22 protein-coding genes are annotated in these 23,167 nt (G+C 74.5%); 11 read left to right on the forward strand and 11 right to left on the reverse strand.

Annotation, left to right across the window (positions count from 1 at the left end):
* Nucleotides 1–136: 136 nt before the first annotated feature.
* On the reverse strand, nucleotides 137–1,453 hold the full coding sequence (locus ACIBJE_RS07820; protein WP_396744617.1) for a sulfite oxidase: 1,317 nt from the start codon (nucleotides 1,451–1,453) through the stop codon (nucleotides 137–139).
* Nucleotides 1,454–1,739: 286 nt separating this feature from the next.
* On the opposite strand from ACIBJE_RS07820, the gene ACIBJE_RS07825 reads away from it, so the two are divergent.
* Both ACIBJE_RS07825 and ACIBJE_RS07830 read left to right on the forward strand, forming a co-directional pair.
* The gene (locus ACIBJE_RS07825) at nucleotides 1,740–2,705 is read left to right on the forward strand and encodes a pirin family protein (protein ID WP_396744620.1); all 966 of its coding nucleotides are present in this window, start codon (nucleotides 1,740–1,742) and stop codon (nucleotides 2,703–2,705) included.
* Between the two features lie 53 nt (nucleotides 2,706–2,758).
* Nucleotides 2,759–3,424: a hypothetical protein gene (locus tag ACIBJE_RS07830; protein ID WP_396744623.1), complete on the forward strand. Its 666-nt coding sequence runs from the start codon at nucleotides 2,759–2,761 to the stop codon at nucleotides 3,422–3,424.
* A 265-nt stretch (nucleotides 3,425–3,689) separates the two neighbouring features.
* Here ACIBJE_RS07830 and ACIBJE_RS07835 read toward each other — a convergent pair whose 3' ends face one another.
* Nucleotides 3,690–4,343: a DUF1345 domain-containing protein gene (locus ACIBJE_RS07835; RefSeq protein ID WP_396744626.1), complete on the reverse strand. Its 654-nt coding sequence runs from the start codon at nucleotides 4,341–4,343 to the stop codon at nucleotides 3,690–3,692.
* A 53-nt stretch (nucleotides 4,344–4,396) separates the two neighbouring features.
* Nucleotides 4,397–4,666, reverse strand: coding sequence for a DUF2795 domain-containing protein (locus ACIBJE_RS07840; RefSeq protein ID WP_396744629.1), 270 nt, complete (start codon nucleotides 4,664–4,666; stop codon nucleotides 4,397–4,399).
* 186 nt (nucleotides 4,667–4,852) lie between these two features.
* Between ACIBJE_RS07840 and ACIBJE_RS07845 the strand changes: the two genes are divergently transcribed.
* Nucleotides 4,853–5,263 carry a DUF2267 domain-containing protein gene (locus ACIBJE_RS07845; protein ID WP_396744632.1) on the forward strand — a complete coding sequence of 137 codons (411 nt, stop codon included), beginning with the start codon at nucleotides 4,853–4,855 and terminating at the stop codon, nucleotides 5,261–5,263.
* A gap of 52 nt (nucleotides 5,264–5,315) precedes the next feature.
* Here the strand turns inward: ACIBJE_RS07845 and ACIBJE_RS07850 are convergent, their stop codons facing one another.
* Complete coding sequence (locus tag ACIBJE_RS07850; protein ID WP_396744635.1) at nucleotides 5,316–6,485, reverse strand: CaiB/BaiF CoA transferase family protein; 1,170 nt, start codon at nucleotides 6,483–6,485, stop codon at nucleotides 5,316–5,318.
* Nucleotides 6,486–6,762: 277 nt separating this feature from the next.
* Between ACIBJE_RS07850 and ACIBJE_RS07855 the strand changes: the two genes are divergently transcribed.
* From ACIBJE_RS07855 to ACIBJE_RS07865, 3 genes are all read left to right on the forward strand, one after another.
* Nucleotides 6,763–7,947, forward strand: a complete 1,185-nt coding sequence (locus tag ACIBJE_RS07855) for a glycosyltransferase (protein WP_396744637.1) — start codon at nucleotides 6,763–6,765, stop codon at nucleotides 7,945–7,947.
* On the forward strand, nucleotides 7,940–9,004 hold the full coding sequence (locus tag ACIBJE_RS07860) for a glycosyltransferase family 9 protein (RefSeq protein WP_396744640.1): 1,065 nt from the start codon (nucleotides 7,940–7,942) through the stop codon (nucleotides 9,002–9,004). The genes ACIBJE_RS07855 and ACIBJE_RS07860 overlap by 8 nt, the downstream gene beginning before the upstream one ends.
* Before the next feature lie 139 nt (nucleotides 9,005–9,143).
* On the forward strand, nucleotides 9,144–10,163 hold the full coding sequence (locus ACIBJE_RS07865; protein ID WP_396744643.1) for a TerC family protein: 1,020 nt from the start codon (nucleotides 9,144–9,146) through the stop codon (nucleotides 10,161–10,163).
* Between the two features lie 46 nt (nucleotides 10,164–10,209).
* On the opposite strand, the gene ACIBJE_RS07870 is transcribed toward ACIBJE_RS07865, so the two are convergent.
* Together ACIBJE_RS07870 and mtnA are read right to left on the reverse strand one after the other, a co-directional pair.
* On the reverse strand, nucleotides 10,210–12,177 hold the full coding sequence (locus ACIBJE_RS07870) for a bifunctional aldolase/short-chain dehydrogenase (RefSeq protein WP_396744645.1): 1,968 nt from the start codon (nucleotides 12,175–12,177) through the stop codon (nucleotides 10,210–10,212).
* A 128-nt stretch (nucleotides 12,178–12,305) separates the two neighbouring features.
* The gene (gene mtnA / locus ACIBJE_RS07875) at nucleotides 12,306–13,319 is read right to left on the reverse strand and encodes an S-methyl-5-thioribose-1-phosphate isomerase (RefSeq protein ID WP_396744648.1); all 1,014 of its coding nucleotides are present in this window, start codon (nucleotides 13,317–13,319) and stop codon (nucleotides 12,306–12,308) included.
* A 127-nt stretch (nucleotides 13,320–13,446) separates the two neighbouring features.
* Between mtnA and ACIBJE_RS07880 the strand changes: the two genes are divergently transcribed.
* The 4 genes from ACIBJE_RS07880 to ACIBJE_RS07895 all read left to right on the forward strand — a co-directional run bounded on the left by ACIBJE_RS07880 (nucleotide 13,447) and on the right by ACIBJE_RS07895 (nucleotide 16,113).
* On the forward strand, nucleotides 13,447–14,037 hold the full coding sequence (locus ACIBJE_RS07880; protein ID WP_396745585.1) for a sulfite oxidase-like oxidoreductase: 591 nt from the start codon (nucleotides 13,447–13,449) through the stop codon (nucleotides 14,035–14,037).
* Nucleotide 14,038: 1 nt separating this feature from the next.
* The gene (locus ACIBJE_RS07885) at nucleotides 14,039–14,791 is read left to right on the forward strand and encodes a ferredoxin reductase (protein WP_396744651.1); all 753 of its coding nucleotides are present in this window, start codon (nucleotides 14,039–14,041) and stop codon (nucleotides 14,789–14,791) included.
* Between the two features lie 115 nt (nucleotides 14,792–14,906).
* A complete protein-coding gene (locus ACIBJE_RS07890) occupies nucleotides 14,907–15,197 on the forward strand; it encodes a DUF6510 family protein (RefSeq protein WP_396744654.1) in 291 nt (96 codons plus the stop codon).
* Between the two features lie 91 nt (nucleotides 15,198–15,288).
* A complete protein-coding gene (locus tag ACIBJE_RS07895; RefSeq protein ID WP_396744657.1) occupies nucleotides 15,289–16,113 on the forward strand; it encodes a poly-gamma-glutamate hydrolase family protein in 825 nt (274 codons plus the stop codon).
* A gap of 36 nt (nucleotides 16,114–16,149) precedes the next feature.
* Here the strand turns inward: ACIBJE_RS07895 and smpB are convergent, their stop codons facing one another.
* Together smpB and ACIBJE_RS07905 are read right to left on the reverse strand one after the other, a co-directional pair.
* A complete protein-coding gene (smpB, locus tag ACIBJE_RS07900) occupies nucleotides 16,150–16,656 on the reverse strand; it encodes an SsrA-binding protein SmpB (protein WP_396744660.1) in 507 nt (168 codons plus the stop codon).
* Between the two features lie 132 nt (nucleotides 16,657–16,788).
* Nucleotides 16,789–18,321, reverse strand: coding sequence for a glycosyltransferase family 2 protein (locus ACIBJE_RS07905; protein ID WP_396744663.1), 1,533 nt, complete (start codon nucleotides 18,319–18,321; stop codon nucleotides 16,789–16,791).
* Nucleotides 18,322–18,753: 432 nt separating this feature from the next.
* On the opposite strand from ACIBJE_RS07905, the gene ACIBJE_RS07910 reads away from it, so the two are divergent.
* The gene (locus ACIBJE_RS07910) at nucleotides 18,754–20,055 is read left to right on the forward strand and encodes an NAD(P)/FAD-dependent oxidoreductase (protein WP_396744665.1); all 1,302 of its coding nucleotides are present in this window, start codon (nucleotides 18,754–18,756) and stop codon (nucleotides 20,053–20,055) included.
* Between the two features lie 112 nt (nucleotides 20,056–20,167).
* Here the strand turns inward: ACIBJE_RS07910 and ACIBJE_RS07915 are convergent, their stop codons facing one another.
* The 3 genes from ACIBJE_RS07915 to ACIBJE_RS07925 all read right to left on the reverse strand — a co-directional run bounded on the left by ACIBJE_RS07915 (nucleotide 20,168) and on the right by ACIBJE_RS07925 (nucleotide 23,143).
* A complete protein-coding gene (locus tag ACIBJE_RS07915) occupies nucleotides 20,168–21,220 on the reverse strand; it encodes an AI-2E family transporter (protein WP_396744668.1) in 1,053 nt (350 codons plus the stop codon).
* A gap of 42 nt (nucleotides 21,221–21,262) precedes the next feature.
* Nucleotides 21,263–22,048 carry a spermidine synthase gene (locus tag ACIBJE_RS07920; protein ID WP_396744670.1) on the reverse strand — a complete coding sequence of 262 codons (786 nt, stop codon included), beginning with the start codon at nucleotides 22,046–22,048 and terminating at the stop codon, nucleotides 21,263–21,265.
* A 120-nt stretch (nucleotides 22,049–22,168) separates the two neighbouring features.
* Nucleotides 22,169–23,143, reverse strand: coding sequence for a DUF2267 domain-containing protein (locus tag ACIBJE_RS07925; RefSeq protein ID WP_396744673.1), 975 nt, complete (start codon nucleotides 23,141–23,143; stop codon nucleotides 22,169–22,171).
* Between the last annotated feature and the right edge of the window lie 24 nt (nucleotides 23,144–23,167).

Below are 23,167 nucleotides of genomic sequence, written 5' to 3' on the forward strand. Positions count from 1 at the left end.
AGAAGCAGGCCGCCGACCTGGTCGCCGAGCACTGGAACAGCTGACCCTGATCACACGTGTGGGCCGGCACCCCCAACCGGGGTGCCGGCCCACACACGTCTCCCATGCCGTGGCCGCCAGGGGCGCACAGGCTGACTCAGGTGACGGTCACCGGGTGCCTGACGATGCCGTCGAACAGGTAGCCGAGGTTGTTCGGATCGGCCTGTTCCGGCTGGCCGGCCCCGGTGACGTCGGTGGCGCGGGCGCGCAGCGTCCACCGACCGGGCCCCGGCGGACGCCACACGGCCGTCCACCGCCGCCAGGCGGACCCCTCGTCCCGCGGGTCGAGGATCGCGGGCCGCCAGCCGTCGCCATCGTCGGTGCTGACCTCGACCGTACGGATCGGACCGTTGCCGGACCAGGACCGGCCGCGCAGCACCACATCCATTCCGCCGGGCAGGCGGGCGTCCCAGGGCAGTTCGAAGGCGCTCTTGACGACCTGGGTCGTCACGGGTCCCCCGTCGGCCGGATGGCCGGGGCCGAACATTCGGTAGAACTGGGTGTTCCACGGGGAGAAGAGGGCGGTGGCGGAGACCTCGACCGGACCGACCCACTTGATCGAGGAGATGCCGATCCAGCCCGGCACCACCAACCGCACCGGGAATCCGTGATCGACCGGCAGTGTCCGGCCGTTCATCTCGTACGCCAGCAGCACGTCGTCGAGAGCCTTGGCGATCGGCAGCGGCCGGCGCACCCGGCCGAGGTTCACGCCGCCGGTGACGTAGTCCGGGTCCAGGCCCTCGGGCATCACGTCGACGGCGGCGTCGGTCAGGCCGGCGCGCCGGAGCACGGTGGACAACCGGACGCCACGCCAGCGCCCCACCCCCACCGCGCCCAGACCCCACGGCACTCCCGGCATCGGACGGCCCTGCTGGGTGCCGAAGAAGTGGCGGCCGTTGCCCGCGCACTCCAGCAGGGCGGTCATCTCCTCGGCGGGCATCGCGGTGAGGTCGTCGTACCCGAACTCGACCGGGTCGTCCCGCGTCGGGGTCCCGCGCAGGCCGGTACCGAACAGGCGCAACCGCCACGTGTCCCGGTCCACCAGCGGGGTGCGGGTGTGGTTGCGGACGAAGAACCGGTCGGTCGGGACGACGTACCCCTGCCCGGACATGGCCTCCCAGCGCATCTCGGCATTGGCGTCGTACCGGGTGAGCAGGTCCGGGTCGAGCGGTTTGACGATCGCCGGGGTGCCGGGCCGGCCCGCCGGCCCCGGCGCGGGGCCTGGATCCGTGACGACCTGCCCGGTGCCGCCGGCCGGGTCGGGTGCACCGGCCGCCGCGGCGAGCGCGCCCATCGCGGTGCCCAGCGCGATCAACTGCTCGCGGTGCACTCCCTCACCCCGTGCCCGCCCGGCCAGCCACTGCCGTGCGCGGCGGGCGTCATGTTCGGCCTCGTCCCCGGGCACGCGCGTCATCGTGGTTCCCCCTCCGGATCGGCGCTGGCATTCCTATTGAAGCAGTAGGCCTTGTGGTCGGCAGACCCGATCGGACCCCCGTCGCGGGCTCACCCGCCTTGGCGCACGGCTCCGGCCTCACTTTCTACAGTGGAACCGCCGCGACCGAGGTCGCCCACCTTCCCGCTACGGGCATGGGCACGCTGCGCAGCCTCCTGATCGCTCACCGGCGGGTGTCGTTCGCGGGGTGGGACCGTGTCGGCGTACCGACCTGACCACCCTCGGCGGGTGACGTAGGGTCGGTGGGATGGAGCAGGCCATGCCGGCGCAGACCCGGCCCCCGGGGGTCGTCCCGGTCGACCCGGGGAGCGTGCTGCTGCCCGGGCACGACGTGCCGCTCGGCCGGTACACCACGGTCCGCCGGTTGCTGCCGCAACGGGCCCGGCGGATGGTCGGGGCGTGGTGCTTCGTTGACCACTTCGGGCCGGACGACGTCGGCGGCCGGCCGGGCATGCAGGTGCCACCCCACCCGCACACCGGGTTGCAGACGGTCACCTGGCTGCTGGAGGGCGAGATCCTCCACCGGGACAGCCTCGGCAACGTCCAGCTGATCCGCCCGGGTCAGCTCAACGTGATGACCTCCGGGCACGGCATCGCCCACTCGGAGAAGTCCCCGCCGCAGCGGCCGAGGGCGATGCACGGTGTCCAGCTCTGGGTCGCGCTGCCCGACGGGGCGCGCTCGGGCGCGCCCGACTTCCACCACCACCCGGATCTGCCCCACTGGCGCGACGGCGACCTCGACGTGACCCTGCTGGTCGGGGAACTGGCCGGCGTCCGGTCCCCGGCGGTCGTGCACACGCCGCTGCTCGGCGCGCAGGTGGAGCCCCGGGGTTCCGCGCCGGTCCGCGTGCCGCTGCGCCGCGACTTCGAGCACGGCCTGCTGGCCATGACCGGTTCCGCCGAGGTGGACGGTGTCCGGTTGGCTCCCGGCGCGTTGCTCTACGTGCCACCGGGGCGGGAGACCGTGACCGTCGAGAACGGGCGGGACTCCCGGCTGCTGCTGCTCGGCGGAGCGCCGTTCGAGGATCCGCTGGTGATGTGGTGGAACTTCGTCGGCCGTTCGCACGAGGAGATCGTGGCGGCGTCCGAGGACTGGGCGGCCGGGCGTCGGTTCGGCGTCGTGGTCGACGACCCCGACCCGCCGCTGCCCGTGCCGACCATGCCCACGGTCCGGCTCAAGGCCCGCGACCGGCACGGACGGCTCCGCGACTGAGCGACGCCGGCAGCTGGCAGGCGTGCCGGGCCGCCGCACGGGTAGTCGCGGTCATGGCGACGACAGCGACCTCCACCATCGAGGACAAGAAGCGGCTGGTCCGACGGCTGGCGGCCGGTGGCCGGGGCTTCGCCGAGGAGTACGGCTTCCGGGTCACCAACAATCCGGGCAGCCTCTTCCAGGTGCTGGTGCTCTCGGTGCTGCTCGCCCGGCCGGGCGACTTCCGGCGTGCGTTGGCCGCCACCGGTGCCTTCCGGGAGGCCGGCTGGGACAGCGCCGGCCGGATGTCCCGGTCCCGGCACGAGCACCGCACCCGGTTGCTGCGCGACAGCGGGTTCCGGACGGATCCGGAGGGACTCGCCGACACCCTCGGTGACCTCGCCCTCGCCGTCGTCGAGCGCTACCGGGGCGACCTGCGGCGGCTCCGGGCTCTCGCCCACCGCGACCCGGCCGGGGAGCGGGGCCTGCTGGCCGAGTTGCCCGGCGTGGACGCTCCGGTGGTGGACCTCTTCCTGCGCGAGGTCCAGGTGCTGTGGCGGGAGGTGGCACCGGTCGCCGACCGCCGGGCGTTGACCGCCGCCCGCCGCCTCGGTCTGGGACGCTCCGCCGGTGATCTGGCCGGTCTCGCCGGCAGTGGCGAGTCCGAGCGGCTGGCCTGGCTGGTCGGGGCGCTGGCCCGGGTCGACCTGGAGAAACGGTACGCCGAGCTGGCCCGCTGACGGTGCGTTGTCCCACAGTTTGCCGACTACTGCCCATTCGCAGGACATGGCATCGTACGCTGGTCCTGGCAGTGCTGGCCGCCCGGTTCGGGCGGATGCCGGCCGCCTGGTGGTGGCACCCCGATCCGGGGTGCGCAGACGCCGGTGGTGTTGTCGTGTGGCGCCCGGGTCGCGGTTCGTGGCCCGGGCGCCCGCATGTCCGGCCGAACCGCCCCGGCGACGCCAGGGATGGGCGACCGCCGGCCGCACCCGTCGCGCGGCGTGCTCAGCGGGACAGTCCGGCCACCAGGTTCACCGTCGCGGCGATGATGATCGCCCCGAACAGGTACGACACCAGCATGTGGCGCAGCACTGTCTTGCGCATCTCGTGACTGCACAGGTCCGTGTCGGAGACCTGGAACGTGGCCCCGACGGTGAACGCCACGTACGCGAAGTCCGCGTAGCAGGGTGGACGGTCCTGGCGGAAGTCGATGCCGCCGTCCGGCCCGGTGTAGTAGATCCGGGCGTACCGGGTGGTGTAGACGGTGTGCACCACCAGCCAGGAGAGCAGCACGCTCACCATGCCGAGGGCACTGTAGAGGTCCCGGGACAGCCCGGCCGGCGCCTGTCGGGCGGTGCTCATGATGACTCCGACCGCCACCAGGCTCGCCACGCAGGCGGTCAGCAGCAGCACGTCCCGGACCGCCCGGTTGGGGTCCTCGTGGATGGCCAGCCGGGCGGTCCGGTCCGCGTCCATCGGCCAGAGGGTGCGCCAGGCCAGGACCAGGTACGTCAGCGCGGCCACGTCCCAGCCGAGGAGCGGGGCGAGCCGTGCCGAGACGAGCACCCCGAACAGGATCCCGGTGCAGATCCCGATCAGACCCATCACGGTGAGCTGCACCGAGGCCGGCGTCGGCCGGTCCGGGTGGCGTGTCGTCAACCGCCACACGGGTGCGCCGCCCGCCGTCCGGGGTGCCCCGCCCGCCCCGGCACTCAGATCCGGCGCAGGTGCTGCGAGACGCGGGTGTGCGGCTCCCGCGCCTGGGCCGCCCGCTGGGAGCGGCTGAGCTCCGGCGCGGTGTCCGTACCGGCCGACCGGGCGACCTCGTTGCCGTTGGCGTAGTCCACCGGCGGGAGCGCGCGCAGCGCCCGCAGCACCTCCGGGGGTGCGCCCTCCCGCTCGGCCTGGCGTACCACGTCATCCTTGCCCGCCGGGTAGTCCAGGCTCGACAGGTACCGCAGCACGTCGGTGTCACTCACCATGGCAGGACTCCTCCGCCGCCTCTCGTCGGTCCACGACCGGCTGCGGTTACCCGCCCGCCCGGCGGTCACGCCTCCGTACCCGGAGAAACCGGTGGCCCGGACCCGGCGACGGACGCCCGCCGCTGTTTCCCGGGCCGCCCGCCGGGTACGCCCCCGGATCCGTCCCAGTCGAGGAGAGAGCGCCGCATGAACTACGACACCTTCGTCGACCAGGTCGCCCAGCGGGCCGGGGTGCCCTCCGCCCGGGCGGTCGACCTGACCCGCGCCACGTTGGAGACACTGGCCGAACGCCTGACCGGGGGAGAGGCCCTCGACCTCGCCGCGCAGCTGCCCAAGCCGTTGCAGCTGCTGCTGCGGAAGACCCCGAGCACCGAGCACGCCGAACGGTTCGGCGCGTCGGAGTTCGTGGCCCGGGTCGGCCAGCGCGCCGACGCGGACTCCCCGGCCGCCCGCTCCGGCATCCGGGCCGTCTTCGTCACCCTGCGCGAGGCGATCACCGGCGGCGAGTTCGACGACGTGGCGGCCCAGCTTCCCCGTGACTACCGGGACCTCGTCGAGCCGGCGATGGCCCCCGGCGCCAGCCTGCGTCGCGCCTGACCGGGCCACACCACCACCCGTCCCGAGGCTCCACCCGCCTGACCGGTCCGCTTCAGGCGACGGCGGCGGCGGCGCGCAGCGCCGCGATCCGGTCGGGCGGATAGCCCAGCTCGGCGAGGACCTCGTCGGTGTGCTCCCCCGGGTGGGGCGGCGGACGACGCAGCCCGGTCGGGGTCCCGGAGAAGCGCGGCGCGGGAGCCGGCTGCTCCACCCCGGCGTGCCGGACGAAGGTCTCCCGGGCGGCCATGTGCGGGTGCGTCGGGGCCTCCGCCCAGTCGAGCACCGGGGCCAGGCAGGCGTCGGAGTCGCCCGCCAACGCGGTCCACTCGTCGCGGGTGCGGCTCCGGAACAGCCGGGCCCAGGCCCGCCGCAACGCCGGCCAGTTCGCCGGGTCGGTCCGATCCAACGGCTCGTCCGGAGGCAGCGGGAACCCCGTGCGCCTGACCAGCTCGTCGTAGAAGCGCGGTTCGAGCGCACCGACCGCGACGTACCGGCCGTCGGCGCACTCGTACGTGTCATAGAAGGGTGCGCCGCCGTCGAGCAGGTTCACCCCGCGCGGGTCCTGCCACATCCCCATCCCGCGCAGGCCGTGGATCATGGTGCTCAACACCGCCACGCCGTCGACGATCGCGGCGTCCACCACCTGGCCCCGGGCACCGGACCGGACGGCGTACAGCGCGGAGACGACGCCCAGCGCCAGCATCATGCCGCCGCCGCCGAAGTCGCCGAGGAGGTTCAGCGGCGGCACCGGGCACTGCCCGGCCCGCCCGATCCCGTGCAGCGCGCCGGTCAGCGCCAGGTAACCGATGTCGTGCCCGGCGTGCGGGGCGTTCGGACCGTCCTGCCCCCAGCCGGTCATCCGCCCGTACACCAGCCGGGGGTTCACCGCGAGGCAGTCGGCGGGACCGACGCCGAGGCGCTCGGTCACCCCCGGCCGGAAGCCCTCGATCAGCGCGTCCGCGCCCCGGGCCAGCACCAGCACCACCTCGCGTCCGCCGGCGGACTTCAGGTCCACCGCCACCGAGCGGCGTCCCCGGTTCAGCAGGTCCGGGTGCGGGGTGCCGAAGGCCCCCGGGTCGACCTCGGTCGTCCGGTCCACCCGGACCACGTCCGCACCGAGGTCGGCGAGCATCATCGCGGCGAACGGCCCGGGGCCGATGCCGGCCAGCTCCACCACCCGCAGCCCGGCGAGCGGACCGGCGGGCGCAGTCTCGTCGGTCACCGGCACACCATAGGCCACCACGGTCCCCGGCAGGGGACACGCACGTCCCGCGCCCGGTGCTCGCCGGGGTCGGCCGCCGGCTGGGGTGGTTGCAGGGGGCCCTTCCTCATCAAAAAGCGGTAGGAGGGGACCCCTGCAACCGCCCGACCCGGGGGTTGCCCGCGCCCGTCGGGGCGACGGGTTTTCCCGCCGTCCCGACGGGAAGACACACGCCCCCGTCGGACGCGTGCCGTCTGGGGTGGGCCTTGGACGGCATCCGAGCGACGGGGGAGGCGCGGTGGCCGGCAGGGACCGGATCCGGGTGGCGATGCCGCACGGCCCCGCCCCGGTGGACCGCGACGGGGTCAGCGACTACGTCGCGCACCTGGTTCGCGCGCTGGACGACGCCGGGGTGACGGTCACCCCCGTCCCGGTCCGCCCCGCCGGCCGGGCACCCCTGCGCTGGCTCACCGCCACCGCCCGCGCCGCCGAGCGGGTCCGCCGGCTCGACGTCGACCTGGTGCACGTGCAGTTCGCCCCCTCGGCGTACCGGTTCTCCGGGCTGCCCGGCCTGCTGCCGTTCCGGCTGCCCCGAACCGTCCCCCTGGTCACCACGGTGCACGAGTACGGCTCGTGGGCGGTGCCCGGCTGGCTGCCCGGACCCCTGTGGTCGCTGCTGGAACGCACCCGGCTCTGGGACCGGGAGACCGGGCGGCTGGTGCCGGCCAGCGCGGCGGTGGTCGTCACCAACGGCGGGCACGACGCGGCCGTCCGGGCCCGCACCGGGGTGCCGACCGTGCGCGTGCCGTTGGCCCCGAACGTTACCGACCGGCCGGACGGGACCACCGCCGGCCGGCGGCTGCGGGCGGACTTCGGCCTGCCCGCCGGCGCGCCGCTGCTGGTCTTCTTCGGCTTCGTCCATCCGGTCAAGGGGATCCGCCACCTGATCGGAGCGCTGCCCGCGCTCCGTCGGGGCCACCCCGACCTGCGGTTGCTGGTGGCCGGCGGGTTCACCTCCCAGGCCCTGCCGGAGGCGGAGGCCCGCGCGTTCCGGGACGAGCTGACCGCGTTGGCCCACCGTCACGGGGTGGCCGACGCGGTCGTCTTCACCGGGTACCTGTCCCCGGAGCGCGCGTCGGCGGCCCTGCACGCCGCCGACGTGGTGGTGCTGCCGTTCACCGCCGGGGTGACGCTGAAGAGCGGGGCGCTGCTCGCCGCGCTGGCCCACGGCCGGCCGACCGTGGTCACCGTGCCCGACGACGGTGGCGACGGACTGCACCGCAGCGGCGCGGTGGCGGTGGTCCCGGAACGCCGGGACAGCGACGCGCTGGCCGCCACCGTCGGGCGGGTGCTCGCCGACCCGGTCCTGCGTCGCCGGCTCGCCGAGCGGGGGCGCACGCTGGCCGCCGGGTACGCCTGGCCCCGGGTCGCCGCCGCGCACCGTGACCTCTACCAGCGGCTGCTCGGACGCCACGATGGCTGACCGGCACGCCGAGATCCTGGTGGTCGACCTGCTCGGCGGGATCGGTGACCTGCTCATGCTGCTGCCGTCGATCCACGGCCTGGCCCGGCGCAACCCGGACGCCCGGCTGCGGGTGCTCACCCACGAGCCCGGTGCCGGACTGCTCCGCGTCGACCCGGCGGTGGCCGAGGTCCGTACCCCCCGGCACGGCCGGCCCGGCGCGGAGCGGGCGGCCGTGGTCGAGGCGCTCGCCGCGCGGCGGCCGGACCTCGCGGTCACCACCACCCGCTACGACGGCATCCCGGACCTGCTGCTCGCCTCCGGTGCCCGCTGCGTCACCGACCTGTGGCGGCGACCGCCGCCGGGCGAGCCGGTCGGTGCCCGCTACCTGCGCCTGTTGCACGCCGAGGGACTGCTCACCCGGGCGGACCTGGACGTGCCTCCCCGGGTGCGCCTGCCCGCGTCGGCCCGTGCCGTCGGGGAGGAGACCGTCGACCGTCTGGTGGCCGCGACCCGGCGGCCGGTCGCCGGGCCGGTGGTGCTGGTCACCGACGCCGGCATGGCGGTGAAGCGGTGGCCGGACCGCTCCTGGCGTGCCCTCGCCGGCCGGCTCGCCGCCCTCGGGTATCCGGTGCTGACCGTGCCACCCCTGGTCGGGGAAGATCACTGCGCCGTCGGCGCGGACGACGACCCGCCCGGCGTCCCGCTGCCGCCCGGCGACCTGACCGCCCTCGCCGGGCAGTTCGCCGCGGTGGCCCGCCGGGGCGGCGTGGTCGTCGGTCCCGACACCGGGCCGCTGCGCCTCGCCGCCGCGGCGGGCGCGATGACCGTCGGGCTCTTCGGCCCCACCGACGCCCGCCGCTACGGCGTGGGCGGGGTCGACCTCCAGGGGCTGCCGGCGTGCCCGCACCGCCGGGCCACCGCGATCACCGAACAACCCTGCTGGTGGGAGGCACGCTGCCCGCTCGACCCGACCGGTCCGGCCTGCATGGCCGACCTGAGCGTGAACCGGGTCACCGCCGCCGTACGGGCCGCGACACGCGATCCCGCCCTGGTGTGGCGGCCTCCGGCGGCCTGACCTAACCTTGCCCTGGCGAGGGGAGTACTTCCCACGAACCATTCCGGTCAGTACGGCCGCCCGGAGCGGCCTCGGGTGGTTGCCCACGAACGGTGGGTGAAGGAGACCTCGAACATGGAATGGTGTTCGAGGAGGCTCCATGAGCGATATCACGTACCTGTCCGCCGGGTTGTCCTCGGTCGGTACCCCCACCCTCTGGACGGTCACCATCGTCGGTGTCCTCGTCCTGCTGGTGCTCGACTTCATCGTCACCCGGCGGCCGCACGAGGTGACGATGAAGGAGGCGCTCGGCTGGTCGGCGTTCTACGTCGCCCTGCCACTGGCCTTCGGCGGCTGGGTCTGGTCCCGGTACGGCTCCCAGCAGGGCGTCGAGTACCTCACCGGTTACCTGGTCGAGAAGTCGCTGTCGGTCGACAACCTCTTCGTCTTCATGCTCCTGCTGGCCGCCTTCGCGGTGCCGTCGGCACTGGCCCAGCGGGTGCTGCTGTACGGCATCGCGGGCGCGCTGGTGCTGCGCGGCGTGTTCATCGCCCTCGGCGCGGCGGCCCTGCAGACCCTCGACTTCGCCTTCCTGCTCTTCGCGATCATCCTGCTCGCCACCGCGGTCAAGCTGCTGCGTGACGCGCTCTCCGGTCACGAGCAGGAGGTGGACATCGCCAACATGCGCTCGGTGCGCCTGCTGCGCAAGTTCATGCCGGTCACCGAGGAGTACCACGGCCCCAACATGACCGTCCGGCTGAAGAACGGCCGGCGGGCGCTCACCCCGATGGCCCTGGTCGTGGTCGCCGTGCTCGCCACCGACGTGGTCTTCGCCGTCGACTCGGTGCCCGCGGTCTACGGCATCACCGAGGACCCGTACCTGGTCTTCGCCACCAACGCCTTCGCTCTGCTGGGGCTCCGGGCGCTGTACTTCGTGCTGCACGCCGCGCTCAGCCGCCTGGTGCACCTCAGCTACGGCCTCGCGGTCATCCTCGCCTTCATCGGCGTCAAGCTCGGCCTGCACTGGGCGCACGGCATCTGGTCGGGGGTGCCGGAGATCCCGACGCTCGCCTCGCTCGGCGTGATCATCGGCGTGCTGGTGATCGTCACGTTGACCAGTCTGCGGGCCACCCGCAAGTCCGAGCCGGGCCTACCCGAGGTGGTCGAGCGGCGGCAGTGACCCGTCACCGGTGGGCGGGAACCCTCCCGCCCACCGGTGATCCGCGTCAGATCACCCGCTCGTTCCCGCCGTCGACGGGGATCTGCGCCCCGGTGGTGGCCGCGAACGTCTCGCCGCACAGGGCGGCGGTCAGGTCGGCCACCCGGGCGCTGGTGATCTCCGTACCGAGCAGGTTGCGCCGTTTGTACTGCTCCACGGTCAGCCCGTAGTGCGCCGCCCGGGCCGCGAGCACCTCCGGTGTCCACAGGCCCGTGTCGAAGACCGCGTCGGGATGCAGGACGTTGACCCGGATGCCGTCGGACGCCCACTCCAGCGCGGCCACCCGGGCCACCTGGACCACCGCCGCCTTGGAGGCGGAGTAGGAGACCGCGCCGGGCCCGGGGGCCAGGGCGTTGCGCGAGGCGACCACGACGACCCGGCCACCCCGGGGCGCCAGCGCCAGCAGCGGGTGGGTCCGGGAGAAGAGGTACGCCACCGACTCCGCGTTCACCGCCATGGTCCGGTGCCACGCCTCCGGCTCCAGCCCGGCGATCTGCTGGCTGGCCGGGAAGATCCCGGCGGCGGCGACGACGATGTCCACCCCGCCGAACCGCTCCACCGCGCTGTCGAGTGCGGCGTCCACCGCCGCCCGGTCGGTCACGTCGACCTGGAGGCCGAGCCGGGCCACCCCGTCGGCCCCGGTGACCGACGGGTCCCGGTCCAGGGCGACCACGCACGCCCCGCGTGCCTGGAGCGCCTCGGCACAGGCGCGGCCGATGCCCGAGGCGGCCCCGGTCACCACCGCAACCTCGCCGGCGAACTCCGGCACCGGTCCGCCGCGCCGCAGCTTCGCCTGCTCGAGTTCCCAGTACTCGACGTCGAAGATGTCGCCGGCCGGCAGCGCCTGGTAGCCGCCGATCGCCTCGGCCGCGGAGATGACGTCGATGGTGTGCCGGTAGATGTCCTGCGCCATCCGGGCGTCGGTCGGCCGGCGGCCGGCGGTGAGCAGGCCCAGGTCGGGGTCGAGGACCACCCGGGGAGCGGGGTCGAGCATGGTCAGCGCCGCGCGGGCCCGCCCCCGGTGCTCGGCGACGTACCGGCGGTACTCCTCGGCGTACCCGGCCACGTCGGTGCCCACCAGCGGGACGCGCTTGGTGCGCAGCACGTGGTCGGGGGTGACCGGGCCGCGCGTGGCGACCGCGGCCAGGTCGGGCCGGTCGAGGAACGCGCGGACCGTCGGGTCGTCGTACCGGCTGAGCACCATCGGGGCCCCCGCGACGGTGGAGATCTCCCCCCGCAGCCGGGCCAGGCGGACCCGGTCGACCGGGCCAGACCCGGCCGACCCGGCGGCCCGGGTCGGCGCGGTCCGGCGGGCCAGCCGCGCCTCGGCCCGGCCGACCAGGTCGATGTGCCGGTGGTACGCCTCCTCGGCGTCCGCGCCGAACGTGAACAGGCCGTGGTTGAGCAGGACCATGCCGACGGTGCCCGCATGGGCCTGCACCGGGAAGATCTCCGCGCAGACCCGGGCGAGGTCGAAACCGGGCATCACGTACGGGACGACGACCACGCTGTCGCCGTAGACCTCCTCGACGAGCCGACGGCCCTCGGGCTGGTTGGTCAGGGTGAGCAGCGCGTCGGCGTGGCTGTGCAGCACCGCCGGGTGCGGCAGCAGAGCGTGCAGCAGCGACTCGACGCTCGGGTCCGGCGCGGTCGCGTCGAGCCGGGCGCAGCGCAGCTCGTTCATCATGCCGGTGTCGGCGAGGCGTTCCAGCCGCAGCAGCGCCCGCAGCCGGGCCAGGCGCAACGCGGTGAAGCCGGAGGCGTCCATGGTGGCGAGGTCGGAGCCGCTGCCCTTGACGTGGAGCACCTCCACCGGTTCCCCGGTGAGGTCGGCGACCGTGGTCTTGACCGAGGTGTTGCCCCCGCCGTGCAGCACCAGGCCGGTGTCGGCACCGAGCAGCCGGGAGGCGTACACGAGCTGCGCGACCGGGTCGGACCGGTCCGGGGCGTCGTCGACGGACCAGCGGTTGAGCATGACGGCGGCTCCTCGCGGGGTGGGTCGGACCGGCCGGTCACGGCCGGCGGGCGGGGCGGGACCGACAGGCCGGTCCCGCCCGGTCGGAGGACCGGGCGGGTCGGTGGTGGTCGGCGGGGTGGGCCCGGTCAGGACCGGTCGATCGGGTCGTCGGGACGACCACCGGCGGCCGGCAGGATGACCCGGCGTTCGGTGACGATCGCGGTGACCAGGTCGGCCGGGGTCACGTCGAAGGCGTAGTTGAGCGTTTCGGTGCCCTGCGGCGCCAGTGCCGCCGCGCCGAGGGCGGTGATCTCCTCGGGGGCGCGTACCTCGATGGTGACGTCCCGTCCGGACGGCGTGGCGAGGTCCACGGTGGACTCCGGGGCGGCGACCACCATCGGCACGCCGACCCGGGCCGCCGCCAGGGCCAGCGGGTACGTCCCCACCTTGTTGATCACGTCACCGTTGGCGGTGATCCGGTCCGCGCCGACCACGACCGCGTCGACCAGCCCCTGGGCCAGGACGGACGCGGCTGCGGAGTCCACCACCAGGGTGTGCGACGCGCCGATCTGCGCCAGCTCCCACACGGTCAGTCGCGCACCCTGGAGCAGAGGACGGGTCTCCGAGGCGTAGACGTGACCCAGCGCGCCGTGCTCCTGGAGGGACCGCACCACACCCAGCGCGGTGCCCCACTCGACGGTGGCCAGTGCCCCGGCGTTGCAGTGGGTCTGCACCGCGACCTTCGGTCCGACCGTCTCGACCAGCCAGCGCGCGCCCCGCTCGCTGAGTTCGCGGCAGCAGCGGACGTCCTCCTCCAGCACGGTCAGCGCCTCGGCCAGCGCGGCCTGGGCGCCGTCGGCGTCCAGCCGTGCCCGCACCCGGTCCACGCCCCAGGCGAGGTTGACCGCCGTGGGCCGGGCCTCCCGGACCGCGTCGGTGGCCCGGCGCAGCTCCGCCGGGTCGTCGCCGTACAGGCGGGCGGCGAGGGCCACCCCCAGTGCCCCGGCCACGCCGATCGCGGGCGCGCCGCGGATCGCCAGTGACCGGATCGCGGCGACCAGCGCCTCGATGGTCTCGATCTCCAGGAACTCGACCTCGTGCGGCAGTCGGGTCTGGTCGATAGCGACGATCCGCCCGTCCCGCCAGTCGATGGTCCGCATCCACGCTCCTCACTGCTGGTGCCCAAATCTACGGCGGGAACCCGGTTGAGATCAACGTGCGGGTGGTCGTTGGCGCGAACGGCGTCGCGGACGCCGGCCCGGGTGGTACGACTGACCGGTGGGAATCGTGTCGCCCGGCTTCCAGGGCCGGCCCCGGTCGGCCGGACCGGACCTGCCGCCGGGGCAGTACCTGACCCCGGACTTCCCGGTGCTCTCCGCCGGCCCCACGCCCCGGGTCGAGCTGGCGAACTGGGAGTTCGTCGTCGCCACCGAGGGCGGCGCGGAGTTCCGGTGGACCTGGGACGAGCTGATGGGCCTGCCGCAGGAGACGCCGACCGTGGACATCCACTGCGTCACCCGCTGGTCGAAGCTCGGCACCACCTGGCAGGGCGTCTCGCTGGACACCCTCCTGACCGGGATCGACACCGCCGCCCGGTACGCGCTGGTCCACTCGTACGGCGGGTACACCACCAACCTGCCCCTGGACGACCTGCGCGGTGGCCGGGCCTGGGTGGTGCACCGCTACGCGGACGCGCCGCTGCCCGCCGAACACGGCGGGCCGGCCCGGCTGCTCGTGCCGCACCTGTACCTCTGGAAGTCGGCCAAGTGGGTGCGGGGCATCCGGCTGCTGGTCGAGGACCAGCCCGGCTTCTGGGAGACCGCCGGCTACCACGACTACGGCGACCCGTGGCGCGAGCAGCGCTACCAGGGCGACTGAGGTGTCCACCCCCGGTGGCGGGCGTGGCCCGCTGACCTGGCGGGTGGCCCGGCTCGTCGAACGCCGGGTGGAGACACCGACCGCGCAGACCCTGCTCCTCGACGTGCCCGGCTGGCCGGGGCACCTGCCCGGCCAGCACGTGGACGTCCGGCTCACTGCCGAGGACGGCTACCAGGCTGCCCGGGCGTACTCGCTGGCCGCTCCGGCGGACGGCAGCCGGATCGAGCTGACCGTGCAGCGGTTCCCCGACGGGGAGGTGTCGCCGTACCTGGTCGACGTGTACGCCGAGGGCGATCCGGTCGAGGTACGCGGCCCGGTGGGCGGGTGGTTCGTCTGGCGTACCGACCAGACGGCGCCGGTGCTGCTGGTGGCCGGCGGGTCCGGGGTGGTGCCGTTGATGGCGATGGTCCGGGCCCGGCGCGCGGCCGGCAACCGGACGCCATTCCGGCTGGTCTACTCGGTGCGGACCCCGGACGACGTCATCTACGCCGACGAGCTGCGCCGCCGGGCCCGCGACGACGGTGGCCTGGACGTGGCGTACGTCTACACCCGGCGGGCCCCGGACGGCTGGCGGGGGGATCCGCACCGGATCGGTCTGGCCGACGTGAACCGTCACGGTTGGCCGCCCGAGCTGGAGCCGCTCTGCTACGTCTGCGGTCCCACCGGCTTCGTGGAGACCGTGGCGGACCTGCTGGTGGGCCTGGGCCACCCGGCCCGCCGGATCCGCACCGAGCGGTTCGGCCCGACCGGATGAGCCGGCGCCGGAGGTACGCCGTAGCCGGGTGAACCGCAGCCGAATGTGAGCCGCTGACGGGGAGCCGCCGCCCGGCGTGGGTCCGGGTCGGCGGCGGAGCGAAAGGGGACGACCGATGACCGACATGTCCTATCAGGACGGCAACGTGCTGGACGGGCCGCTGCGCGAGCTGTTCGCCGTCGACCTGAGCGGCGCGACCGGCCGGTGCGCGTCGTGCGGGCGGACCGGCCCGATGGCTGGACTGCACGTGTTCAGCCACGCGCCCGGCCTGGTGGCCCGCTGCCCGGCTTGTGAAGCGGTGATGCTGCGACTGGTCCGGAGCCCGGACCGGGCCTGGCTGGACCTGCGCGGAGCCTCCTTCGTCGAGGTGCCGATGCCGGCGGAGCCGTACCCACGTCCCCGCTGACTGGTTGGCGGTGCTATGTCCGCCAGGGCGATCGGCATCGATTGTGGTCACTAGGCTCGCGGTGAGCCGATACACGACCACGGGGGATGCCATGGCGGGACTCGAGAGACGGACGCTGCTGACCGCGCTGGTCGGCGCGGCTGTCGGCGCGACGGGGACCGGGGCGGTGCTGCCCGGGGCCGCACTGGCGGCCACCGACCTGCACCCCACCAACTCCGCCCTGTACGGGGACCAGACGCTGGTCGAGGGAGTCGACTACGCTCGCCGGTTCCGCCGGCACGACGGCTTCGACGACAGTCTGAACAGCAGCCCGGCGACCTTCCCGTCGACCACCATGCTCGCGCCGCACGGCGGCGGCATCGAGGTCGGCACCTCGGAACTCTGCCTTGCCGTCGCCGGCTACCACCCGGCCACCCTCGCCCCGACCGGCGAAGGGGCCCTCTGCTACGACTACTGGATCTTCGAGGGGTTGCGCAGCAGCGACAACGGGGAGCTGCACGTCACCTCCACCGGCTGTGACGACCCACAGGCCCGGTCGCTGTGCGGCGGGGCCGAGTTCGCGCTCTCCCTGCACGGCTGTCGGCCGGACCAGGTCGACCTCCCCGACACCGGGCAGGCGGTGGTGATCGGCGGGCTGGACACCGTACTCCGTGGATACCTGCACGAGGAGTACGCGGCGGTAGGCGTTACCACCGTGGACGGCAGTGGCTATCCGGACCTGGCCGGGGTCTCGCCAGCCAACATCGTCAACCGAACGCTCACCGGGGCCGGTGCCCAACTGGAGCTGACCACGCCGCTGCGCGTCGCCATGTTCGGCACCAACACCCGAGCCCAGCGAAAACACACCACGTTGCCGCTGTTCTGGACGTTCGTCGGGGCCACCCGGGCCGCCGTCGCCCGCCGCGCCGCCACATGACCGATGTCGTGCCGGCGGCGACGCCACCGGCGCCCGTCAGGGGCTCCGCTGGCTTCGGCGCCGCCCCTTGAGGTGTCGGCCCAGCTCACGGGCGATCTCCCGGTTGGCGTCCCGCTCGGCCAGGGCCTGCCGCTTGTCGTACGACTTCCTGCCGCGCGCCAGCGCCAGCTCGACCTTGGCCCAGCCGTTCTCGAAGTACATCGACAACGGCACCAGGGTCAGCCCGCCGTCGCGGAGCTTCTCCAGGATCCGGGCGATCTCCACCCGGTGCAGCAGCAGCTTGCGGGTGCGTCGGGGCGCGTGGTTGGTCCACGTGCCGAAGCCGTACTCGGCGATGTGCAGCCCGTACAGCATGATCTCGCCGTCGCGTTCCTGGGCGAACGCGTCGACCAGCGACGCCCGCCCGGCCCGCAGCGACTTGACCTCCGTGCCGACCAGCACGATGCCCGCTTCGTACGTCTTGAGGATCGTGTAGTCGTGGCGCGCCTTCTTGTTGGACGCGATGAGCGCGCGTCCCTTCTCCCTGGCCGTGACCGCCTCCACCGTCGGTGGGATCCGCTGTCCCGGCCCGACGGTACCGCCCGTCCCACCCGGGGCCCGGCCCGCCCCGCGCGTCCGGGACCGTCTTCCCGGGGCCGGGGTCGCCTCTCCCCGGGGCGGACGCGACCGTCCGGGTCAACGTCCCCCACGGCGTAGCCGGGCGGCCAGGCGGGCCGCGGTCACCGGCACCACCGCCAGCACCAGGTGTCCGGTCCGGGCGTCGAGGCTGGTGGTGGCCGCGTACAGCCGGGTGCCGTGCCGGCGGACGCGGGGCCGGGCCGGCGTCAGTCCGGGAGCGCGCAGTGCGGCGGTGCCCCGGCCGACCGTCCCGTCGACCTCGACCCGCAGCGGGTGGCGCTGACCGGTCGCGGCGCTGCCGGCGAGCAGCCGGTCCACCGGGAAGCGGACCCGCACCAGGGTGCCCCGCGTGTCGGGTGTGACGTCGAGGGTGTCGCCGGCTATCCGGCCGGCCCGGACGTGGACCGGGCCGCCGACGACCCGCCCCAGGTCGGGGTGCGGGCTGCGGGCGGTGACGGTCAGGCTCCGGGTGCCCTCCCAGCCCACCGCGACCGCGTCCAGGCGGGCCAGCCAGTCGGCGCGGACCCCGGTCACGTCGGTCCAGGCGGGCAGCCCCACCCCGGGGTAGCCGGCGTGCCAGCGGTCCGCGGCGACGACGGTCGGTGGGACGCCCCGCTCGGCGTCGTGCGTGATCACGGCGAGCAGGTCGTCCAACCCGCCCCCGGCGACGGCGGACAGCCGCAGCCGGGTCTCGATGTCGAGCCGGTCGCGCAGGTCGTCGGTGAGGTACCGGTCGACGAGCCGTCGCACCACCCCGTACACCCGCTCCCGGGTCGGCCCGTCCAGCCGGGGCAGGTCGTCGCCGACCAGGTGGGCCACCTCCAGGCCGAAGTGCCGCCGCAGCACCGCGTCGCGCTGCTTGCCGGCCGGGATCAGCTCGGCCACCCGGTCGACCAGCAGCTCCACGCAGCGCAACCGCTGGTCCAGCCGGCTGCGGTAGGTGATGTTGCGGGCGTCGAGCCGGCGCACCGCGTGGTAGTAGTCGTAGTCGGCCAGCACCGAGATCCGTCGGGCCCGGTAGCAGGCCTCCAGCGTGAACGGCTGGTCGCTGAGGATCGGCATGTCCTCGCAGAAGCGCAGGTGGTGGCGTTCGACCAGTTCGCGGCGGAACAGCTTGATGTTCGCCAGCGACCAGGGCAGCGCCGAGTCGAACAGGTCCACGTCGACCCGGCTCTCGGCGAAGATCTCCTGGAACATGTGCCGGCTGTTGACCCCCACCGCCCGGCCCAGCACCACGTCCGAGCCGTACCGGTCGGCCGCCGTGACCAGTCGTTCCAGGGCCTCCGGGCCGAGCCGGTCGTCGGAGCCGACGAAGAAGACGTACCGGCCGATGGCCAGCTCCAGACCCCGGTTGCAGGGGTTCGCCGGGCCGCCGGAGTTGGCCTGGTGCCGCACCCGAACGGTGTCCGGGTAGCGGGCGGCGAGTTGGTCCAGTAGCCGCCCGCCACCGTCGGTGGAACCGTCGTCGACCGCGACGATCTCCATCCGCCGGTGGCCGATCGTCTGCCCGAGCAGCGACGCCAGGCACGCCCGCAGGTACGGCATGGTGTCGTAGACCGGGACGACGACGCTGACGTCGGGTGCCTGCACGGTGCGCTCCTTCTGGCGCCGGGCGGTCGGCGGCCGGGCCGGGTACGGACGACGGACGTCCTGCTGCGCCAGGGCGTCCCGGCGACGGCCCGAATCCAGCTTCCCGCAGGTCAGCCGGGTCGGTGCGCGGTTCGACCGGTCGGGTCGACGCCGCCCGCGCCGTGGTCGGGCCTTCCGGCGACGACGATGACCGGTGCCGCTGTCCGCCGGGCGACGGGCGGGTGGCCGGCGGCCGACGCTCCGATGGCGACCCTCCCGTGTCGGGCGGGACGGAGACGTGGTGCGGCGGGAACTCTCCGCCGCCGGAGGCAGCGCCCGCAGCGCGACGGCGGATCCCGACGACGACCGGCGGGGCGCACCCGGCGTGCGTGGAGATCAACCGCGTCGGGTCGGGCAGGTTTGTCCGCCCCGACGGCGGGAAGGGCACCGGACATGACGAAACCTCGTGTGGTGATCGTGGGAGCCGGGTTCGCCGGTTACCACGCGGCGAAGACCCTGGCCCGGCTCGCCCGGGGCCGGGCCGAGATCGTGGTGCTGAACTCCACCGACTACTTCCTGTACCTGCCGTTGCTGCCCGAGGTGGCCGCCGGGGTGGTGGAGCCGAAGCGGGTCTCGGTGCCGCTCAACGGCACCCTCGACGGGGTCCGGGTGATCGTCGGCGAGGCCGACCGGGTGGACCTGCACAACCGTTGGGTCGGCTTCACCCAGCCCGAGGGCGACCAGGGACGACTGGCCTACGACCGCCTCGTGCTCGCCGTCGGGAGCGTCAACAAGCTCCTGCCGATCCCCGGGGTGACCGAGTACGCGCACGGCTTCCGTGGGCTGCCCGAGGCGCTCTACCTGCACGACCACGTGATCCGTCAGATCGAGTTGGCCGAGCAGGCCGTCGACCCGGCGGAGCAGCAGGCCCGGGCCACCTTCGTGGTGGTCGGGGCCGGCTACACCGGCACCGAGGTCGCCGCACACGGCCAGCTCTTCACCGACAAGCTCGCCGCCACGCGACCCGGACTGACCGTCCGGCCCCGCTGGATGCTGCTCGACGTCGCCCCCCGGGTCCTGCCCGAGCTGGACCAGCGGATGTCCGAGACCGCGCAGCGGGTGCTCACCCGGCGGGGCGTCGACGTGCGGATGGGCACCTCGGTGGCCGAGGCCACCGCCGACGGGGTGAAGCTCACCGACGGCGACTACGTGCCCACCTGCACGTTGGCCTGGTGCGTCGGCGTCCGTCCCGACCCGTTCGTCGCCGAGTTGGGACTGCGCACCGAGAAGGGCCGGCTGGTGGTCGACGAGTACCTCGGCGTCCCCGGCTTCCCCGAGGTCTATGCCTGCGGCGACGCCGCCGCCGTGCCCGACCTGACCAAGCCGGGCGGCATCTGTGCGATGACCGCCCAGCACGCCCAGCGGCAGGGCAAGCTGGTGGCCCACAACATCGCCGCCTCGTACGGGCAGGGACGGCGTAGGCCGTACCGGCACCACGACCTGGGCTGGGTGGTCGACCTGGGTGGCCGGGACGCGGCGGCGAACCCGTTGAAGGTGTCGTTGTCCGGGCTGCCGGCGAAGGCGGTCACCCGGGGTTACCACCTGCTCGCCATGCCCGGCAACCGGGCGCGGGTGGGGGCGGACTGGATGCTCGACGCGGCCCTGCCCCGTCCCGCCGTGCAACTCGGCCTCGTGCCGGCGCACGCCGTGCCGCTGGAGAGTTCCGCACCCGAGGTGGCGGTCCGGCACCGCTGACCGACCCGCCCGGTCCCCGTGCGGAGAGGGAGCACCGGTGAACCGTCCCGGGCGGAAGGGGCAGCGGAGACCCGGGCGGAGGCGGCGTGCCCCCTGGGCGCGCCCGTGACGCTTACCTGCCCCGGCCGAGCAGCCGGCGGGGCAGGTCGGCCTCGCGGAGCAGGATCTGGAGGATGCCGGCCGCCGGGATCGCCAGCAGCGCCCCGAGCAGACCGGCGAGTTCGGCCGCGAGCAGCACGCTGACCAGGACCGTCAGTGGGTTCAGTCGGACCGCCCGTCCCATGATCACCGGTTGCAGCAGGTGGTTCTCCGCCTGCTGGTAGAGCACGAAGAAGACCAGCGTGACGATGCCGGCGGTGGGGGAGTGCACGAACGCCGACCCGGCGGCCACCAGCGCCCCGATCGTCGCCCCCACCAACGGGACCAGGTCCGCGACGGCCACCACCAGGGCGATCACGGCGGCGAACGGGACGCCCAGCACCACCAGGACGACGAACGTCAGGGTGCCGCAGATCAGACTGATCACCAGGTTCCCGGTCACGTACCCGGTGACGGTACGGCCGCACTCCCGGCCGATCCGCCGCAACCGGTCACCGGCCCCGTTCCCGGTCAGGGCCAGCAGCGCGGCGCTCATCCGGGGCGACTCCAGCACCATCAGGTACGCCAGCACGGCCACGGTGATCGTCCCGACCATCGCCTCCAGCACCCCGCGCACCAGGCCCAGGGCCGGTTTGCGCAACTGGTCGCCGTACTCCTGGAGCTGGTCGCCGTGGGTCTCCGCGTACCGGCGCAGCCCGAACCGGTTCACCAGCTCACCGAGGCGTCCCCGTCCGTCCCGGATGTCCCGGACCAGCTCCGGCACCCGCTCGACGAACCGCGCCACCTCGTCCACCAGCGGCACCACGATCACCGCCCCCACGGCGGCGAGCAGCACGAACGCCGCGAGGAACACCAGCAGCGTGGCGAGGGTCCGGCGTCGGACGAACCGGCGTTCCAGGTGGTCCACGGCCGGCTTCAGGGCCGCGGCGAAGAAGGCGGCCAGCAGAACCCAGACCAGCACCCGGCGGACGGCCCAGATCAGCGCCAGCCCGAGCAGGGTGGCCAGCACCAGACCGATGACGATGGCCACCCGGCGGGCGGTGAGCCGGTCGTCGGGGCTGCTCATCCGGCGCGGCTACCCACTTCGGGCCGCAGAAAACGGGCGATCTCAGGTGGCGGGTCGGGCGGCGTCGGTGGCCGGGGCCGCGCCGGCCACGAACGCGGCCAGCTCCGGGCCGTGCAGCACCGTGCCGGGCAGCGGATCCCGGGCCACCCGGGCCGCGAGCCGGCGTACCGGAAGCCGGCCGGGCCGCGCGGCGGCGGCGAGCACGACGTTGCCGTACCGCCGGCCGCCGAGCATGCGCCGGGCGGCGACCAGGCACACCTCGGCGAAGACCGTGCCGAGCGTGGCCGCCTGCACCCGGGAGAGGACCAGCGGCGGCAGGTCGGTCAGGTTGACCAGGTAGAGCCCGTCCGGGTGCAGGGTGCGGGCCACCTCGGCGACGAACTCGACGGTGCCCACGTGCGCCGGCATCCGGGCCCCGGAGTAGACGTCGGCGAGCACCACGTCGTACCCGCCGGCCGGTTGCCCGGCCAGGGCGGCGCGCGCGTCGCCGACCTCGATCCGGACCCCCGGTGGCGGGGGCAGTTCGCGCATCACCAGGTCGAGCAGGGCCCCGTCCCGCTCCACCACGAGCTGCGTCGACCCGGGCCGGGTGGCGGCCAGGTAGCGGGGCAGGGTCAACGCGCCGCCGCCGAGGTGCAGCGCCCGCAGCGGTACGCCGGACGGCGCCGCGAGGTCGAGCACCGCCGCCATCCGCCGCACGTACTCGAACCGCAGGTAGTCCGGGTCGGCGACGTCGACGTACGACTGCTCGACCCCTGCCGCGAGCAGGGTGCGTCCGGTCCGGCGGCTGGGGTCCACCACCAGCACCGGTCCGTCGCCCCCGTCCACGACCGGCACGGTAGCCGACCCGCCGCGCCGTCCGTGCCGCCGGTCCCACGCTGCCGCCCGGTCGCCGGTCCCATGCTGCTGGCGGGGCCGACGGGACTCGCCGCCGGCCCCGCCGCGGGCTCAGCCGGCCATCCCGGCGCCCGCCTCCTCGATCGCGTCGTCGACCAGGTGGGCCAGGTCGACGTCGCGTGCGGTGACCGCGTCGGCCTGGCGGCTCCGCACCGTGAGTACGGCGCTGGAACCGGTCTGCCGGGTGATCGTGGGCCCCCGGCCGGTGTCCCGACGCAGCTGGTCGATCTGGTCGAGCACCCGGTCCAGGTTCGACGGGGGCAGGGCGATGCTGCGCGACAACGTCGGACCCCGCGCCGACCAGTAGGGCAGGTCGGCCAGGGCGGCGCGCAACTCGTCCGCGCTCAGCGGCGCGGTCGCCCCGGCCGGTCCGACCAGGCCACCACCGGCCTCCGGCGTCGAGAGCAGGTCGCGCAACCCCTCCGGTACGCGGAGCGACGCCACCAGACGCCCGTCCCGTGTGGCCAGCGCTGCCATGGTCGCCTCGGCCTGGTAGCGCGCCTGTTCCGGGGTCCGGCCACTGATCCGGGCCACCTCGCCGAGGAAGCCCGGCAGGTCCCGGTGTCGCTCGATCCCGTCGATCGGGGTCACGTCGTGCAACGACACCGGCACCGCCCGCAGCAGCCGCTGCCGGTCGGCCTCCTCCAGGGCTCGGGACAGCACCAGCACGGTCGCCTCCGCGCCGACCTTGGCCTCGCGGAAGTCCACCCCGGTCCGGCGACTGACGTCGCCCACCAGCTCCCGGTACCCGAGGCCGATGGTCTCGGGCCGGCCCGGACCCGGACGGGGCCCCGGTCGGGCGGCGGGTGGGCGACCGGCCGGGGGTGGCACCGGACCACCCCGGCTGCTGTCCGGTTTGTGGACACCGGCCGGGGGTGGGCCCGCCCGCTTGCCCCGGTCCAGGTGGGTGAGTTGCTTGGAGGCGCCGAGGGTGGCGGCGTCGCTGCTGGGCTGCCGGCCGCGTTCCCGGGCCTGACGGGCGAGCGCCCGGCGCCGCTGGTTGTCCCCCTCCATCTGCTTCCTCATCCGCTGACCTCACTTCCTCTTCGG

Source organism: Micromonospora sp. NPDC050187 (genome assembly GCF_044459745.1).
Taxonomy (GTDB): domain Bacteria; phylum Actinomycetota; class Actinomycetes; order Mycobacteriales; family Micromonosporaceae; genus Micromonospora.

What these genes read in the sequence shown, in the direction of transcription:
- ACIBJE_RS07845 (WP_396744632.1), top strand. Translation starts at nt 4,853, where the DNA reads ATGAACTACGACACCTTCGTCGACCAGGTCGCCCAGCGGGCCGGGGTG.
- mtnA (WP_396744648.1), bottom strand. Translation starts at nt 13,319, where the DNA reads ATGCGGACCATCGACTGGCGGGACGGGCGGATCGTCGCTATCGACCAG.
- ACIBJE_RS07870 (WP_396744645.1), bottom strand. Translation starts at nt 12,177, where the DNA reads ATGCTCAACCGCTGGTCCGTCGACGACGCCCCGGACCGGTCCGACCCG.
- ACIBJE_RS07830 (WP_396744623.1), top strand. Translation starts at nt 2,759, where the DNA reads ATGGCGACGACAGCGACCTCCACCATCGAGGACAAGAAGCGGCTGGTC.
- ACIBJE_RS07910 (WP_396744665.1), top strand. Translation starts at nt 18,754, where the DNA reads ATGACGAAACCTCGTGTGGTGATCGTGGGAGCCGGGTTCGCCGGTTAC.
- ACIBJE_RS07865 (WP_396744643.1), top strand. Translation starts at nt 9,144, where the DNA reads ATGAGCGATATCACGTACCTGTCCGCCGGGTTGTCCTCGGTCGGTACC.
- ACIBJE_RS07915 (WP_396744668.1), bottom strand. Translation starts at nt 21,220, where the DNA reads ATGAGCAGCCCCGACGACCGGCTCACCGCCCGCCGGGTGGCCATCGTC.
- ACIBJE_RS07890 (WP_396744654.1), top strand. Translation starts at nt 14,907, where the DNA reads ATGACCGACATGTCCTATCAGGACGGCAACGTGCTGGACGGGCCGCTG.
- ACIBJE_RS07840 (WP_396744629.1), bottom strand. Translation starts at nt 4,666, where the DNA reads ATGGTGAGTGACACCGACGTGCTGCGGTACCTGTCGAGCCTGGACTAC.
- ACIBJE_RS07860 (WP_396744640.1), top strand. Translation starts at nt 7,940, where the DNA reads ATGGCTGACCGGCACGCCGAGATCCTGGTGGTCGACCTGCTCGGCGGG.
- ACIBJE_RS07925 (WP_396744673.1), bottom strand. Translation starts at nt 23,143, where the DNA reads ATGAGGAAGCAGATGGAGGGGGACAACCAGCGGCGCCGGGCGCTCGCC.
- ACIBJE_RS07820 (WP_396744617.1), bottom strand. Translation starts at nt 1,453, where the DNA reads ATGACGCGCGTGCCCGGGGACGAGGCCGAACATGACGCCCGCCGCGCA.
- ACIBJE_RS07825 (WP_396744620.1), top strand. Translation starts at nt 1,740, where the DNA reads ATGGAGCAGGCCATGCCGGCGCAGACCCGGCCCCCGGGGGTCGTCCCG.
- ACIBJE_RS07895 (WP_396744657.1), top strand. Translation starts at nt 15,289, where the DNA reads ATGGCGGGACTCGAGAGACGGACGCTGCTGACCGCGCTGGTCGGCGCG.